We start from the raw sequence: 16,173 nt of genomic DNA on the forward strand, positions 1-16,173 counted from the left end.
CCCAAGGTGTTGACAAACGCTCAGGGCATTCGCTACATTAACTAATGCTGAGTCTTGCCCCCATCGTCTAGAGGCCTAGGACACCTCCCTTTCACGGAGGCGACGGGGATTCGAATTCCCCTGGGGGTATCCTCCACTGGCAACCTCAACGTGAACGGTCGATATTTGATTCGCCGCTCCCCTGCCAAAGTGCCACAATACGGAAAGTAGTGCAGGAGACAAAGGATGGACTGGGCAACGCGGGTGATGCGGGTCACGCCGTCGGTAACGCTGGCGATTGATGCCAAAGCCAAGGCAATGCGCGCAGCGGGAGAGGATATCTGTAGCTTTAGTGCGGGCGAACCCGACTTTGACACCCCTGCCCACATTCGTGAGGCGGCAAAAACAGCGCTCGATCAAGGCAAAACCCGCTATGGTTCGGCGGCAGGGGAACCGGCCTTGCGGCAGGCGATCGCCACCAAGCTCAACAACGACAACCACCTGCCCTATCGTGCTGAAAATATTCTCGTCACCAATGGCGGCAAGCAGGCGCTCTTTAACCTGATGCTAGCCCTAATCAATCCCGGCGATGAGGTGATTATTCCTGCCCCCTACTGGGTGAGCTATCCAGAAATGGTGCACTTGGCTAGTGGCACGCCGGTGATTGTGACAACCACTGCGGAAACCGGCTATCGGATTACCCCTGCCCAGCTAGAGGATGCCATTACCCCCAAAACACGGCTCTTTGTCCTCAACTCCCCCAGCAACCCCACGGGCATGGTCTATACCCCCGAGGAAATTCGCGAACTAGCGGCAGTGATTGTGCGGCATCAACTGTGGGTGGTCTCCGATGAGATTTACGAGAAGATTCTCTACGATGGGGCTGAACACCTGAGCATCGGTGCTGTCAGTGAGGCGGCCTTTGAGCGAACCATTGTCTGTAGTGGCTTTGCCAAGGCCTATGCGATGACGGGTTGGCGTGTGGGCTATTTGGCAGGGGCAACCGATGTGATTAAAGTCGCCACGAAAATTCAGAGCCACAGCACCTCAAATGTCTGTACGTTTGCCCAATACGGTGCCCTTGCGGCTCTAGAGGGAAGTCAAGCCTGTGTGGCCGAGATGGTGGCCGCCTTCCGCGATCGCCGTGCCTGTATGTATGAACGCATTTCTGAGATTCCTCGCCTGCGCTGTCTCAAACCCCAAGGCGCCTTTTATCTCTTTGTGGATATTAGCGAAACGGGTTTAAGTTCCGTAGAGTTTTGCGATCGCCTGCTGGAGGAAGAAAAGGTGGCCACAATTCCCGGTAAAGCCTTTGGCATGGATGATCACATTCGCCTCTCCTACGCCACGGATTTGGCCACCATTGAAAAAGGCCTGACGCGACTGGCAAAATTTGTCGAGCGGCTCTAAATCCACAACCGCGCCATCGGTAGGAGAAACCCCGGCATCACCTCGCTGCAATCAACGACCTGGGGGGCGTCTAAAACAACCACGTCCTCTTGGGGACGATAGAGTTCTACTTGGCGGTCTTGGGAATTGATCAGCAGCCCCAAGCGCACCCCCAGTCGCCGATACTCCTGCATTTTGGCGCGTAAGCGGTCAATCGCATCCGAGGGCGATCGCAACTCAGCAACGAAATCCGGCACGATAGGGATAAAGCCCGTCAGATCAACGCCCTCTAGGCGGTGGCTAGCAATCCAAGAGACATCTGGGGAGAGTTTGCCGCCCCCCAAAGCTGTAAAGTCATAGCCCGTTGAGGAATCAAAGGCACGCCCCAGTTGCGTTTGCCGGTTCCAAAGCCCCACTTCCACAATCAGCTCAAAATTTTGGGCACCCGTTTGCCCCCCCGTTGGCGGCATGACAATCAATTCTCCAGCCTGGGTCAATTCTAGGCGCAGATCAGGATTATCGCGGCAGAGCTGATCAAACTGCTCTGGGGTCACCTGCACCGTTGCATTGCGGACATTGAGCAGCAGCGGCGAGCTGTCCACGGGTGTTGTAGAAGTCATAACGGTTGATTTAAGCCGAATAACTTGATCCTAGCGAAGGCAACTTAGAGGTGGTCTTTCACATATTTCCACGCTAGTTTGGCTGCACCGACGATGCCCGCATGATTGCCAAGGGTGGCTCGCAAACAGTGGAGGTTATTGCGGGAGGTGGGCAGCACCCGCTCTTCCAATTCAGCAATCATCGAGGGAAAAAAGAGGTCACTGGCGGCACTAATCCCCCCACCAATAATCACTGCTTCGGGGGTGAGGACATATATAAGGCTCGCAATGCCAGCGGCTAATTCACGGCCATAGGTTTGCCAGAGGGCGATCGCCTCAGGGTCGCCATTGTTGGCTCGCTCTGCCATCTCATGGGGTTCACAGCCCCAGCGTCGCCGCAGGGCTTGGGCGGAAACATGTTGCTCAAGGGAACCGCGATTGCCACTGTTGCAGGGAGGTCCGTTGTAGTCGAGGGTAATCAGCCCCAACTCGCCGGCAGCACCATCCCGACCGACAAAGAGATCGCCATTGAGGATAATCGCACCGCCGACCCCCGTCCCCAAGGTCAGCAAAATTAAATCCTTGAACTGACTCCCCGCCCCTAGCCATGCTTCTCCAAGGCCAGCACAGTTGGCATCGTTACCAATCACGGTGGGTTTGCCCGTCAGATGTTCGAGGCTGTCGCTAATGGGCACTTCGTACCAGTCAAGGTTAATGGCACGGCGGGCAATACGACCAGTGGCATCCACAGGCCCCGGTATGCCCATCCCGATCGCCAACGCCCGATCCTCACCATCCAGTTCTTTAATCCCCTGCACAATCGCTCTAATCACCCGCTCTGGAAAGGGAGGCTGAGGGGTCGGCAACGTTAGGGTATTGAGGCAATCCCCCTTGGGACTAAAGCGCCCCATTTTGATGGCAGTGCCACCAAGATCAACACCAATCACGTAGGGTTCACTCACAGAGATTTTGTCAGTCTCAATTGCAGGCGATCGCGGGCATCGTCGCCCAGTTGAATCGTCACATCCGATGCTAGCACACCCGTACTCTCCACCCGCACTTCCCCAAATCCCAGCAATAACTGCACCCGACGCGCTGCCGCCAAATCCCCCTGCTGCGCAATGATGCGCGTAATCGGCATCGGTTGGGGTAATGGCTCTGCCACCAAAGGATCAGGGTAACCCGCGGTTTGCAGTTGCTCACTCAGACGCATGACCACTGATTCTGGCAGGGTGGTATTTTGAATCGCAATCCGCACTTGGGCAGGGGGGGGCAGACCTGTCTCGCGCGGATCAGCAGTAGGGGTGTCGCGGAAATAGTGATCCGTTAGCCAAGCAATCCGTTGGTAATTGGGCAACCAATAGCTCACTTCCACTTCATCGGTGCTGCCATTAAAGTTCCCCGGCAGCATCAGAAACTCCACCCGCGATCGCGGCAAGCTAGTGAGGAATTGCCCCAAGCTCATCAGTTCCTCAACCGTTAAGTTGGTATCCAAGTTTTCGCGAATAATACTGAGAAGCTGGGGGGTACGGGCAAGGGTTTCGGGGCGAGCCGTTTGCTCCATTAGTGCCCGCAAAAACATCTGTTGTCGCTGCACGCGGCCAATATCGCCAAGGGCATCGTAGCGAAAGCGCAGAAATTGTAGGGCTTGGTTGCCATTCAGGTGTTGTCGTCCGGACTGCAAATCAATGTAGAGGCGCTGACTGTCATCCCGATAGCGCATGGCTATGGGTACATCCACTGTCACCCCCCCAAGGGCATCAATGAGTTTCTCAATGCCTTGAACGTTAATGCGCAAATAGCGATCGATGGGCACATCCCCCAACAGATCACTTACCGTTTCCGCCGCCAGTGCAGGCCCGCCGAGGGCATTGGCTTCGTTGATTTTGGCATCCCCCCGACCCGGAATGAAGGTGAGGGTATCGCGGGGAATTGACAGCACCACTAACCGTTGCTGCACTGGGTCAAAACGCACCAGTAGAAGTGAGTCCGATAGCCCCTCAACGGAATTCACTAGGGCATGGTAGGTAAGGTTGGGGTCCGGTGGTTCATCTAAGTCGGAGGTTAAGACCTTGGAGCCAATAAGCAGTAAATTCAAGGGTTGATGGAGCCTTGCCCCTGTCCAGCGATCGCCCCGTTGAAACACCTGCCACTCTCGACTGCTGAGCGATCGCTGCATGAGTGGTGTACTCTGACTCAATAGCCCCCACAGTGCCCCTAGGCTGCCGGAAATTAAGGCAACCCCTAGCCACAACACCAGTCGCCAAAATAAAACCCCTTCTTCAGGCGGAGCGGGTCGTCGTCGGCGTTGCCATCGAATAAACACTATTGCCTCGCCACACTAAAAATTCCCTTAAGCCTACCATATAGCCCTTATTCTCCTATGACGTACATCAAGCGTCTTCGATACGGAGTTTCACCCTTTGGAGTCTGTGCTATCCCCGTGAAAAGAACTGTCAACAAGTTGGCAAGATACAATACTCAAATATCCAACTCATACGCAACCGATTGCGGCCAAAATGCAATTTATTGACCTCGCCGAAATTCATGTCAAAGCTGGGAAGGGGGGCGACGGCATTATTGCCTTTCGCCGTGAAAAGTATGTACCTGCGGGAGGCCCCTCAGGGGGGAATGGCGGCAATGGTGGCTCGGTGATTCTCAAGGCAGTCTCCAATTTACAAACATTGCTGGACTTTCGCTATGCCCATGTCTTCAAAGCGGACAATGGCCAACGGGGCGGGCCGAATAACCGTACGGGTGCCTGTGGTGCGGATTTAGTGATTGAAGTGCCCTGTGGCACCATGGTTTGGGATGCGGAAACCGAGGAATTACTGGGCGACCTCACTACCCCTGGTCAAACGCTGCTGGTGGCTAAGGGGGGCAAAGGGGGTTTAGGGAATAAACACTTCCTGAGTAATCATCAACGGGCACCAGACTATGCCCTACCGGGGCTAGAGGGGGAAGAGCGGCATCTCCGGCTGGAACTCAAACTACTAGCGGAAGTGGGCATTATTGGCCTGCCCAATGCCGGTAAATCCACCCTAATTTCGGTGTTATCAGCAGCGCGACCGAAAATCGCCGATTATCCCTTTACAACCTTGGTGCCCAATTTAGGTGTGGTGCGCCAACCCAATGGTGATGGCACCGTGTTTGCTGATATTCCCGGTCTCATTGCCGGTGCCCATGCGGGTCTGGGGTTGGGGCATGAGTTTCTCCGCCATATTGAGCGTACCCGTCTGCTGCTGCACTTGATTGATGCCACGGCTGAGGATGTGGTGGCTGCTTACCAAACCATTCGCGATGAGCTAGTGGCTTATGGTCACGGCTTGGGCGATCGCCCGCAAATCATTGCCCTGAATAAAATTGATGCCCTAGAGGCTTCGCAAATTACGGCTATTCAAGAGACCCTCGCTGCCTATGCCGGTCAGCGGGTTTTTGCCATCTCTGCGGTGGCGCGTCAGGGGTTAGAGCTTCTCTTAGATGCCATTTGGCAGGAACTGGGGGTGAGCGTTTCCCATCAGTATTCTTGATTGTGACGGGTGCTGTTGAGGAACCACCGAGGAAAAAAATGAACACCAGAAGATGCCTTGTCCGGGGCGCGATCGCCCTTGGAAGTAGTCTGATTCTTAGTCTGTGTTCGCCAACTCTAGCCCAGCCATCCCCCCAGCAATTTCAGGAACTTGCCAATCAAATTGATCAACTGCGGGAACAAGGTAATGTGCAGGCTGCTATTCCCCTAGCAGAGCGCTTTGTGACCTTAGTGGAAAATACGCTGGGCAGCAACCATCCCTTTTTGGCAGCCAGTCTCAACGAATTGGCAAAGCTCCATGTTGAGCAGGGAAATTATGCAGCAGCACTCCCCCTCTATCAGCGGGCATTGGCCATCTATGAACGTACTGGAGGTTCCGAACAACTAGAAGTAGGCGTAACATTGAATAATTTGGCCAATCTCTATCGTGCCCAAGGGAACTATGATGCTGCGTTGCCAGTGTTTCAGCGGGCATTGGCGATCGCCGAAAAGACCCTAGGGTTCAATCATCCCGAAGTGGCGGTCATTCTCAATAACATCGGTCTCCTCTACACTGAGCAAAAAAAGAGTGCAGCCGCCCTGCCCTTGTATCAACGCGCCCTCAGGATCTTTGAGCAAACCCTTGGGGAGAAGAGTCCCTACGTGGCAACAACGCTGAACAACCTCGCAGCCCTGTATCGGGAACAAAAGAATTATGCTGACGCCTTGCCCTTGTACCAACGTGCCCTTCAGATTCGCGAACAAACGTTGCCCGCAGGTCACCCCGATATTGCTGCCAGCCTGAATAATTTAGCCACGCTCTATTTTGATCAGCGCAACTACGCAGCGGCACTGTCTCTCTATCAACGCACGCTGGCGATCGCCCAATCCCGCCTAGGAGACCTCCATCCCAACACTGCCATTGCTCTCGGCAACCTTGCTGCAGTTTATTGGCAACAGGGAGACTTGAAGCAAGCCCGTGCCCTACTGAACAATGTTCAAGAAATCGAAGAAAAGAACCTTACTCAAAATCTGGTCGTTGGCGCCGAGGATTACAAGCGTAGGTATCTGGCTACCTTTGAAGACACGACGAATGCCATTCTCACGCTGCACCTGCGGAGCCTGCCCCAAGATCCTGAGGCCACCGCCTTGGCCCTGACAACACTTTTGCGCCGCAAAGGGCGACTACTGGATTTTCTCAGCCAAAATCAGGCGCGGCTCCAACAGGAACTGTCTGCTGCAGACCAATCAAAGCTGCAGCAATTGATAACCCTGCGAACCACCCTTGCAAGGATGGCCTTTGCGGCAGCAGAACCCGTTGCTGCTTCCCAACTGCAGCAACTGCAGGCGCAGGCCGATGCCCTAGAGTCGGAGTTGAGTCTGCGCAGTGCTAGCTTTCGCGAACTCACTGAACCAGTGACCATTGCTGCTGTGCAACGGGCCATTCCTGCCAATGGGGTGCTGGTTGAGTTTGTGCGCTATCGCCCCTACGACTTTAGCAAGCGGCAGTTTAGTGAGCCGCGCTATGGGGTCTATGTGTTGCCGGCTAGCGGCCCACCCATAGGCAAAGACATTGGTTCTGCGGCCGAAATTGATGCCCAAATACGCCAAGTCCGTTTGCGGTTGGCTGACCCCCGTTTGCCTAAATCCGAAGTTCAGCGGCCAGCTCAGACTTTGGCAGCGCAGTTAATCACACCCATTCTGCCGTGGATTGGGGCGGCCACCCATTTGCTCATTGCCCCTGATGGTGAGCTCAACACCATTCCCTTTCAGACGCTTGTGGATGCCCAAGGGCGCTACTTGGTGGAGTCCTATCTCATTACCTTGCTCACCTCAGGACGAGAACTGTTGCGTTTGCAATCCCAATCAGAATCTGCTGCTGTGCCTTTGATTGTGGCTGACCCCAGTTTTGATCATTCCTTTGGCAATGCCTCTGCCGCTTCCCCGGCGGTGCGCTCCCTTGACTTGCGGGGGTTGGCCTTTGCTCCTTTGCCGGGGACGGCTCAAGAAGCCCAAGCCCTCAGGGCACTCCTGCCCCAAGCGCGGCTGTTGGTTCAAGGGGCGGCCACCGAAGCAGCGGTTAAGGCGGCGAAGTCCCCAAAAATTCTCCACTTGGCTACCCACGGCTTCTTTTTAGCCCCGTCAGGAAACAGGGACATTCTGGAAAACCCCCTTTTGCGTTCGGGTTTGGCCTTGGCGGGGTTTAACCAACGCCAGAGCGGTTCAGACGTGGAGGATGGGGTACTGACGGCCTTAGAGGTGACCGGTATGAACCTGAGGGGTACGGAGTTGGTGGTGCTCTCAGCCTGTGATACGGGACGGGGGGAGGTGGTGAATGGGGAGGGGGTCTATGGATTGCGGCGAGCGTTTACATTGGCTGGGGCGCGATCGCAGGTGAGTACCCTATGGAAAGTGGATGATCAAGTAACCCGCGATATGATGGTGGCCTTTTACCAAAATCTGCGCCGAGGCATGGGGCGCACAGAAGCCCTGCGGCAAGTCCAGCTTCAGCGACTCAAGGATGAATCCCCCTACTATTGGGCGGCGTTTGTTTCCAGTGGTGATTGGTCTCCCTTAGCATTGCCCCGATGACGATGGTTCGTGCCATTCAATACCGCCTTGCCCTGTGGTATGTGGGGGTAACGGCACTCCTACTCCTCATCTTTGCCACGGGGTTCTTTTTCTATGTGCGGGGAACCCTGATCGAGCGCATTGATGACACCCTCAGCCACGTTGTTGAGGTGGTGAGTCGTTCCCTGATTATTGACACGGGCACGGCGGAAGCCATTGATTGGCAAACCAGTTTAGGCAGTAGTCCCCTTGCGGCGCTGGAGGAGGATCACATTGACCTAGAGGGGTTTACTCCAGATCAGCAGTTGGCTTGGAGCACGTTTTCAGAACCCCTTGATCTGCCCTTGCATCTCAGTCGGACAGCAGAAACGGTGCAGGTGGGTGAGGATCGCTGGCTACGGCAGATGACGGTGGCCTTAGTGGTGGGCGATCGCCTACTGGGCTATTTGCGGGTCAGCCATCCTTGGTTCGAGGTGACCCAGCCGAGTCAAGCCCTGCTCTGGGATCTGTTGGTTGGTATCACAATTACGCTGACCCTAGTGAGTATTAGTGGTTGGTTCCTGTCACGGCTGGCGATCGCCCCCCTGCAGCAGTCCTATGCTTATTTGAAGCAATTTACCGCCGATGCTTCCCATGAATTGCGCAACCCCGTGGCCCTCATTCAAACCAATGTCCAAGTCGCCTTAGCCACTGCGGATCCGGAAACCCAACGCCAACAACTCCTAGTCATTGAACGCCTTAGTCGCCGCCTCAGTCGCTTAGTGGATGATTTGCTCTTTCTGACTCGCCAAGATAGCGGCATGATTCCCCTGCAGGCCCAGCCCTGTCACCTTGATGCTATTCTCCTAGGGGTGATTGAGGAGCAAACACCTCTGATCCAGCAAAAGCACCTACAACTGGCGTTGGAGCTTGCGGATCCCCAGACCGCGGAGACAGAGGCCTATCGCCTGTGGGGCAACCCCGATCATCTCAGCCGCTTGTTAACCAATATCCTCAGTAATGCCGTGCAATATACCCCTGCGGGGGGTCAGATTCAAGTGAGGTTGGATCAGCAGGGTAAATTCTACCGTGTCGTAATTGCTGATAATGGACCGGGGATTCCCGCCAGTGAACTGCCCCGCCTGTTTGATCGCTTTTATCGCCTTCAGGGCACAAAGTCCGAAGGGACGGGTTTAGGGCTGGCGATCGCCCAATCCATTGTCAAAGCCCACCGCGGTCAGATTCAGGTGACTAGCGAAGTCGGTCAAGGCACCTGCTTTACGATTCTGCTGCCAGCGGAAATAAAAGAGATCTAGATTGCTGGTACGATCATCGCCAGAGTTATCCCCAAATCAGCCAGTTTTGTTAGGATTGCCACCACTGTGGAAAAGAAATCGCGTTCGCTTGCCCATGTTGCCACCATTGTTGCCGTTGCAACGCTGTTGAGTAAAGTCGCGGGACTGGTTCGCCAGCAGGCGATCGCCGCCGAATTTGGTGTGGGCGCCGCAGTGGATGCCTACAGTTATGCCTATGTGATTCCGGGGTTTCTCTTTGTGCTCTTGGGGGGGATCAATGGTCCGTTCCACAGTTCGATCATCAGTGTGGTTCTCAAGCAACCGCCCGAAAAAGCCGCGCCCCTCGTGGAAACCATTACCACCGTTGTGGGTGCCCTATTACTGGTGCTGACCGCCATTTTGATGGTGCTGGCTGACCCCTTAATTCAACTCATTGCCCCCGGTGCCAGTCCAGAGATTCAAGCCTTAGCCGCAGAGCAGTTTCGGATTATGGCACCCTTGGCCGTGCTCTCGGGTTTGATTGGCATTGGCTTTGGTACCCTCAATGCTGCCGATCAGTACTGGTTGCCTTCCATTAGTCCCTTGCTGTCTAGTTTAGCGGTGATTATTGGCATTTGGTTTTTTGCCGATCAATTTGGCCCAGCAGTGCTCGCTTGGGGAACCCTAGCGGGAGGGGTACTGCAATGGCTTGTACAAATTCCTGCCCAATGGCAAGCCGGCATGGGTACATTGCGATTACGTTTTGATCTCAATCGTCCCGAGGTGCGGGAGTTAATTCAACTCATGGGGCCTGCCACCCTATCCTCGGGAATGCTCTTGATCAGCGTCTATATCAGTCTTTTCTTTGCCTCCCAGTTGCCTGTGGGGGCTGCGTCGGCCTTGAGTTACTCCCAACTGCTCTTTCTAACGCCCTTAGGGATTCTCTCCAATGTGATCCTTGTGCCCTATATGCCCATTTTTTCAAAGTTGGCACAACCAGAACATTGGCCGGATCTCAAGGAACGCATTCGCCAGAGTTTGGTACTCACTGCCTTGAGTATGATGCCCCTCGGTGGCATGATGGCAGCTTTGGCATTGCCGGCAGTGCGGGTGGTCTATGAGCGGCGTGCCTTTGATTTTCAGGCCTCCCAACTTGTGGCGGCGCTGCTGCTGGTCTATGCCGTTGGTATGTTTTTCTACCTTGCCCGCGATGTTATTGTGCGGGTCTTTTATGCCCTAGAGGATGGCCGCACACCCCTCTACATCACCCTCTGGGGATTGGGATTTAATGCCCTGTTTTGCTTTTTCTTTACCCAAGCCTTTGGCGCTGTTGGGTTGGCAATGGCCACGGTTGGGGTGAATACCGTATCGTTTATTGCCCTGACTTGGATTTTGCACCGTCGTTTGGGGGGGCTACCTTGGGGGGAGCTAATGGTGCCGTTGCTGGGAATTGCCCTAGCCAGTGTTCTCAGTGGTGCGGCAGGTTGGGGTGCCCTCAAAGGACTGGAATTGTTTTGGGGGCGGGAAGGCTTGGGGGTGCAACTGTTGCAGTTGGCGATCGCCGGCAGTGTCAGCCTGATTGTTTTTGCAGCAGCTATCTCGCCCCTAAATCTACCGGAGCTAGAGTTTTTCCTGAGCAAAGTACGGCGGTTTTTGCCCAAGCGATACCAGTCATAGATTGCATAGTATGCTAGTAGATCGGCCAATAACGAGCCGCGTTTTTTCTTCTCTCCGTTGCCTCTTATCCCATCTGCCTCTGCCGTGGAGTACACCATGAAAGTTGTTTGTTCACAATCAGTTCTCAGTAGTAAGCTCGCCCCCCTGAGTCGCGTTGCCCCGAGCAATCCGTCGCACCCGATTTTGGCGAATATTCTCCTGCAAGCTGAGGGTGGCCGCCTCGGACTCTCCGTCTTTGATCTCAGTTTGGGGATGCAAATCTGGCTGGATGCAGAGGTCAAGGTGCCGGGGGCAATTACTGTTTCTGCTAAGCTCTTTAGTGAGATGGTGTCGCGGATGCCCAATCGCGATATTGAGATTACGGCGGAAGATACGCGAGTGATCCTCGACTATGGCAGCGGTTTCTTTGAGATTCAGGGGATGAGTGCCGAGGAATTTCCTGCTCTGCCCACGTTAGAGGATGTGACACCTGTAACTTTGACCGCAGAGGCATTGCGGCGGGGACTTCAGGGGAGTTTGTTTGCGGCGAGCACTGATGAAACCAAGCAAATTCTCACCGGGTTGCATGTGACCTTTGAGGTCGATCGCCTTGAGTTTGCAGCGACCGATGGCCACCGCCTCGCCGTTACGCTGACTGAACAGCCTGTGCCGGAAGCCCTCTCGCCGATTACAATTCCCGCAAAATCCCTCAAGGATCTAGAGCGGCTGATGGCGAAACAAGACGGGGATGTAGCACTGCGCTGTGACCCGACTCAAGTGGTGTTTGATATTGGCAACGATGCTCGCATTACCAGCCGTCTGTTGGAGGGGCAGTATCCCAATTACCGCCAACTCATTCCCAAAACCTTTGCGCGCCAAGTCACGGTGGAGCGATCGGCCCTAGCAGATGCCCTAGAACGGGTGGCAATTCTTGCGGCTCAAAAGAATAACGTCGTCAAAATCAACATTGATGCTGAAGCCCAAGAACTCAAACTCTCGGCTGAGGCGCCGCAATTGGGAAGTGGTGAAGAGAATGTGCCGGCTCAGATTTCTGGGGAGTCGATGGAGGTGGCCTTCAATGTCAAATATCTTCTCGAAGGACTGAAGGTGATGAATAGTTCAGAGGTGCAACTGCAACTCAACGGCGAAACCCAGCCCGCGATCCTCCTCCCCCTTGGGGAAGCCCAGATGAAATACTTGGTGATGCCGATTCAAATTCGCAGTTAGCGCAGGAAATTGCTGGTGAGCCAAAAGGTGACGAAAACGCCAATGCCCACCAGTTGATCCACATTGAGGAAGACCCCCGGCAGACCAAGCTGGTAAATGCCCACGGCGATCACTGCGCCCACTATCAAGGCAAGGAGGGTGATCAAAAAGGCACGGCCAAGGCGTTGTTCTTTGCGTTGCAGCCACACGAGGTTAAAGCCAACCCCCAGTGACAGCACCAATGCCAAGGTATCGGGATTGGCCTGAGACAGCCCGATCGCCATCAGAACGGCATAGACCGTTGAGGTAATCGCGATGCCCCGCAGGTTGGGGGTGTCCAACTGTTGCTGCCACCACTGAAGGGCGGGATGATTCGCAATGCGATTGGGCTTAGCTGGCGCCGGTTCATTGAGTTGCTCAGCATAGCGAATGCGCTCAGGCACTTTGATTTTGCCCTCTTGGCGTTGCCGCAGCCGATCCATCAAAATGGCATCGTAGGCTGCTTCAATTTCGGTACGCTGCCGTTCATCCCCCGGATGAGCCGCTAATAGCGCATCCCGTGCTTCTTTAATCTGCTCGAAAGAAGCGTCTTCCGGCACTTGCAGCTTTTCGTAGGGGTTGTCACTCATGGCAAATTGATCTTTGTTCATTGGCCATTCTTACGGGCAGTATCAACAGCGGACTGAAGGCTACCCTACAGCTTAACGATGCTGCACCTTTCCAAGGAGCTAATTTTGCTCGTCCAGAGAGATGGCAGAGAAAAACGCTGTAGCACAATCGCCTTCCCTCAAATTCTAACTACTTCCTAGGGAAAACGAGAGAAAGTAGCGCTCAAAGGGATGCAACCGTCTAAATTGTAACAAATCATTTACTTTCGAGATTTTTAATAATTCTTTACAACGATGCGGGCGATCGCCCCCTAGGAGAAACGTTTCTTTTTTCAGATGTTTTTTGGCGCGATCGCTGGGCAGGTAAATTTTAGCCTTGAGGCCAATTGGTCAGGGGATGACTTGGCGGCGGGAATTTTTGTATTTTTGTTTAATTTAACTAAAAAACTAACAGCAAAAAAATTAAAGATAACTTCTCAAAGAACCGCCAGTTTCCTGAGAGACTTCCCAAACTTAAAAAAGCGTTTGCCCATCCTCAAATCAGCTGAAATTTTATTACAAAAAGATTATTTTTCTAACCACTGCCGCTTCTAGCGATCGCTGGCCGAGAATAGCAGTTAGGTCATCGTGTCGCTCCATTACTTAGGAGGCAAAGTCAACGTGAAACTCGCAGTGTACGGTAAAGGCGGAATTGGCAAATCCACCACCAGTTGCAACATCTCAGTGGCGCTGGCGCGGCGGGGCAAGAAAGTCCTGCAAATTGGCTGTGACCCCAAACACGACAGCACATTTACCCTGACAGGCTTTCTGATTCCCACCATCATTGACACGCTCCAAGCCAAGGACTACCACTACGAGGATGTCTGGCCAGAGGATGTGATCTACAAAGGCTATGGCGGTGTGGATTGTGTCGAAGCGGGTGGCCCCCCGGCTGGGGCAGGCTGTGGCGGCTATGTGGTCGGTGAAACGGTCAAGCTCCTCAAGGAACTGAATGCCTTTGATGAATACGATGTCATTCTCTTTGACGTTCTGGGGGATGTGGTCTGTGGTGGCTTTGCGGCCCCCCTTAACTATGCCGATTATTGCCTGATTGTCACCGATAATGGTTTTGATGCCCTCTTTGCGGCGAATCGCATTGCCGCCTCCGTCCGTGAAAAAGCGCGCACGCACCCCCTGCGCCTTGCGGGTCTCATTGGCAATCGCACCAGTAAGCGGGATCTCATTGAAAAATATGTGGAAGCCGTGCCCATGCCCATCCTTGAAGTGCTGCCGCTGATTGAGGATATTCGCGTGTCACGGGTCAAGGGCAAAACCCTCTTTGAGATGGCCGAAAGCGATCCCAGTCTCAACTATGTCTGTGACTACTACTTGAACATTGCCGATCAAATTTTGGCGCGGCCTGAGGGGGTGGTGCCCAAGGATGCCCCCGATCGCGACCTTTTTGCCCTGCTCTCCGACTTCTACTTAAACCCACAGGGGTCAGAACGGTCACTTGCAGCGGTCTAAAACTCTCCTAGAATACTCCACGGAACCCCTTCGCTGGAGTGAGTATGAACCCTGAGCAATTACGGCAAAGCGCACGCAGTAAGTGGCTGGCCTACTACCAAGAAAACCACCATTGGATTGTCCGCTTGGCGATTTGGAGTACCTATCGCGGTCAACGGCGCCCCTCCTCAAGTTTTATTTTGGGGGTGCTGACGGCTTTGGAACCGCGCTTACTGGATGCTCTACCCGTCATTGTCGAACTCAGCAACGATCCCGATCGCATTATTTCTGCCTTGGGCTTGAACTTCAACCCCGACGAAGAACGGGCCAACGGCGATAACCCTCCTCAACTGCCCCCAGAACCTCGCTTACTACCCCCTAAGCCCTTTGTCAGTAATCGGGCTGAAGAACACGGTGAGGAGGCTGCTCAAAGTCATCAAACCTAGTTCCAATCGTTTCTAAATTTGGAGGCTCTCCCTATGACTGCGACTGCTCCCAATGCCCTCAACTTTGAGTGTGAAACGGGCAATTACCACACCTTTTGTCCCATCAGCTGTGTGGCTTGGCTGTACCAAAAAATTGAAGACAGTTTCTTTTTGGTCATTGGCACCAAGACCTGTGGCTACTTTTTGCAGAATGCGATGGGGGTGATGATTTTTGCCGAACCCCGCTATGCCATGGCGGAGCTCGAAGAGGGAGATATTTCGGCGCAACTCAATGATTATAAAGAGCTAAAGCGCCTCTGCCTCCAAATCAAGCGCGATCGCAACCCCAGTGTCATTGTCTGGATTGGCACCTGCACCACGGAAATTATCAAAATGGACTTGGAGGGACTGGCGCCCAAACTAGAAGCCGAAATTGGCATTCCCATTGTTGTGGCTCGTGCCAATGGTCTGGACTATGCCTTTACCCAAGGGGAAGATACGGTGCTAGCAGCCATGGCCGCCCGTTGTCCCACGCCCACAGCGGTGAGCGATCCAGAGGAACGCAACCCCATCCAGCGCCTTCTCAACTTTGGCAAGAAAAAAGAGGATCTCCAAGCTGAATCCCACCAGTACCACGACCACCCACCCCTTATTCTCTTTGGCTCCCTGCCCGATCCCGTGGTGACCCAACTCACCTTGGAATTAAAAAAACAGGGCATCAAGGTGTCAGGATGGCTGCCTGCCAAACGCTATACCGAATTGCCAGTGATTGATGAGGGCTACTACGTTGCTGGTGTGAATCCCTTCCTCAGTCGTACCGCCACTACCTTGATTCGCCGCCGCAAATGTCAACTCATTACGGCTCCCTTTCCCATTGGCCCTGATGGTAGCCGCGCGTGGATCGAACAGATTTGTACCACTTTTGGGATTCAGCCCCAAGGCCTAGCGGAGCGCGAAGCCGAAACTTGGGAAAAACTGAGCGACTACCTTGAATTGGTGCGAGGCAAATCGGTCTTTTTCATGGGGGATAATCTCCTAGAGATCTCCCTAGCGCGGTTTTTGATTCGCTGTGGTATGCGGGTACTAGAAATTGGCATCCCCTACATGGATAAACGTTACCAAGCAGCTGAGCTAGAACTCTTGACGAAGACTTGTGGCGAGATGGGGCATCCCCTCCCCACCATTGTTGAAAAACCCGATAACTACAATCAACTTCAGCGGATTAAGGCGCTCCAGCCCGACCTTGTGATTACGGGTATGGCTCATGCCAATCCCCTCGAAGCCCGTGGCATCAGCACCAAGTGGTCTGTGGAATTCACCTTTGCCCAAATTCACGGCTTTGGCAATGCCCGTGACATTCTAGAACTCGTTACCCGTCCGCTGCGGCGCAATCAAGCCCTTGCAGGGTTAGGTTGGCAAAAACTGGTTGCCAACTAAAGGCCAACTAAAAAAATGAACCCCCTCTGAACAGACTCGGAGGGGGTAATCCCTACT

The 16,173-nt window shown here is 54.0% G+C and carries 14 protein-coding genes and 1 tRNA gene; 11 read left to right on the forward strand and 4 right to left on the reverse strand.

The features are described 5' to 3' along the window. Positions 1 to 56 precede the first annotated feature (56 nt). Together QYC28_RS06760 and QYC28_RS06765 are read left to right on the forward strand one after the other, a co-directional pair. Positions 57 to 129, forward strand: a tRNA-Glu gene (locus tag QYC28_RS06760). A 96-nt stretch (positions 130 to 225) separates the two neighbouring features. Next, complete coding sequence (locus QYC28_RS06765; protein WP_286649433.1) at positions 226 to 1,389, forward strand: pyridoxal phosphate-dependent aminotransferase; 1,164 nt, start codon at positions 226 to 228, stop codon at positions 1,387 to 1,389. Here the strand turns inward: QYC28_RS06765 and QYC28_RS06770 are convergent. From QYC28_RS06770 to QYC28_RS06780, 3 genes are read right to left on the reverse strand one after another with little or no spacing between them, the layout of a single operon-like run. Beyond that, entirely contained in the window at positions 1,386 to 1,988 is a 603-nt protein-coding gene (locus QYC28_RS06770) for a Uma2 family endonuclease (RefSeq protein ID WP_302679182.1), read from the reverse strand. The genes QYC28_RS06765 and QYC28_RS06770 overlap by 4 nt on opposite strands. Before the next feature lie 44 nt (positions 1,989 to 2,032). After that, positions 2,033 to 2,929 (reverse strand): ROK family protein, encoded by an 897-nt coding sequence (locus QYC28_RS06775; RefSeq protein ID WP_149819349.1) that lies wholly within the window; start codon positions 2,927 to 2,929, stop codon positions 2,033 to 2,035. Next, on the reverse strand, positions 2,926 to 4,293 hold the full coding sequence (locus QYC28_RS06780; RefSeq protein ID WP_302679183.1) for an LCP family protein: 1,368 nt from the start codon (positions 4,291 to 4,293) through the stop codon (positions 2,926 to 2,928). Before QYC28_RS06780 ends, QYC28_RS06775 begins: the two co-directional genes overlap by 4 nt. Positions 4,294 to 4,486: 193 nt before the next feature. Between QYC28_RS06780 and obgE the strand changes: the two genes are divergently transcribed. The 5 genes from obgE (at position 4,487) to dnaN (ending at position 12,182) form a co-directional block, all read left to right on the forward strand. Then, a complete protein-coding gene (gene obgE / locus QYC28_RS06785) occupies positions 4,487 to 5,497 on the forward strand; it encodes a GTPase ObgE (RefSeq protein ID WP_149819353.1) in 1,011 nt (336 codons plus the stop codon). A gap of 38 nt (positions 5,498 to 5,535) precedes the next feature. After that, the gene (locus QYC28_RS06790) at positions 5,536 to 8,067 is read left to right on the forward strand and encodes a CHAT domain-containing protein (RefSeq protein WP_302679184.1); all 2,532 of its coding nucleotides are present in this window, start codon (positions 5,536 to 5,538) and stop codon (positions 8,065 to 8,067) included. A 2-nt stretch (positions 8,068 to 8,069) separates the two neighbouring features. After that, entirely contained in the window at positions 8,070 to 9,341 is a 1,272-nt protein-coding gene (locus QYC28_RS06795) for a HAMP domain-containing sensor histidine kinase (protein ID WP_190278322.1), read from the forward strand. Positions 9,342 to 9,407: 66 nt separating this feature from the next. Next, the gene (gene murJ, locus QYC28_RS06800) at positions 9,408 to 10,976 is read left to right on the forward strand and encodes a murein biosynthesis integral membrane protein MurJ (protein WP_149819359.1); all 1,569 of its coding nucleotides are present in this window, start codon (positions 9,408 to 9,410) and stop codon (positions 10,974 to 10,976) included. Positions 10,977 to 11,072: 96 nt separating this feature from the next. Continuing rightward, entirely contained in the window at positions 11,073 to 12,182 is a 1,110-nt protein-coding gene (dnaN, locus tag QYC28_RS06805) for a DNA polymerase III subunit beta (RefSeq protein WP_149819361.1), read from the forward strand. Here dnaN and QYC28_RS06810 read toward each other — a convergent pair. Further along, entirely contained in the window at positions 12,179 to 12,811 is a 633-nt protein-coding gene (locus tag QYC28_RS06810) for a CPP1-like family protein (RefSeq protein WP_302679185.1), read from the reverse strand. The two genes, dnaN and QYC28_RS06810, sit on opposite strands and share 4 nt — an antisense overlap. A 294-nt stretch (positions 12,812 to 13,105) precedes the next feature. Between QYC28_RS06810 and QYC28_RS06815 the strand changes: the two genes are divergently transcribed. The 4 genes from QYC28_RS06815 to QYC28_RS06830 all read left to right on the forward strand — a co-directional run bounded on the left by QYC28_RS06815 (position 13,106) and on the right by QYC28_RS06830 (position 16,116). Beyond that, entirely contained in the window at positions 13,106 to 13,363 is a 258-nt protein-coding gene (locus QYC28_RS06815) for a hypothetical protein (RefSeq protein WP_302679186.1), read from the forward strand. Positions 13,364 to 13,429: 66 nt separating this feature from the next. Beyond that, positions 13,430 to 14,275, forward strand: a complete 846-nt coding sequence (gene bchL, locus QYC28_RS06820) for a ferredoxin:protochlorophyllide reductase (ATP-dependent) iron-sulfur ATP-binding protein (RefSeq protein WP_149819367.1) — start codon at positions 13,430 to 13,432, stop codon at positions 14,273 to 14,275. Between the two features lie 44 nt (positions 14,276 to 14,319). Beyond that, positions 14,320 to 14,700 carry a DUF5331 domain-containing protein gene (locus QYC28_RS06825; protein ID WP_149819369.1) on the forward strand — a complete coding sequence of 127 codons (381 nt, stop codon included), beginning with the start codon at positions 14,320 to 14,322 and terminating at the stop codon, positions 14,698 to 14,700. 33 nt (positions 14,701 to 14,733) lie between these two features. Next, positions 14,734 to 16,116: a ferredoxin:protochlorophyllide reductase (ATP-dependent) subunit N gene (locus tag QYC28_RS06830; RefSeq protein WP_302679187.1), complete on the forward strand. Its 1,383-nt coding sequence runs from the start codon at positions 14,734 to 14,736 to the stop codon at positions 16,114 to 16,116. The last annotated feature ends 57 nt before the right edge of the window (positions 16,117 to 16,173 follow it).

It is taken from the genome of Thermosynechococcus sp. HY596 (genome assembly GCF_030518715.1).
In the GTDB taxonomy this organism is placed as follows: Bacteria; Cyanobacteriota; Cyanobacteriia; order Thermosynechococcales; family Thermosynechococcaceae; genus Thermosynechococcus.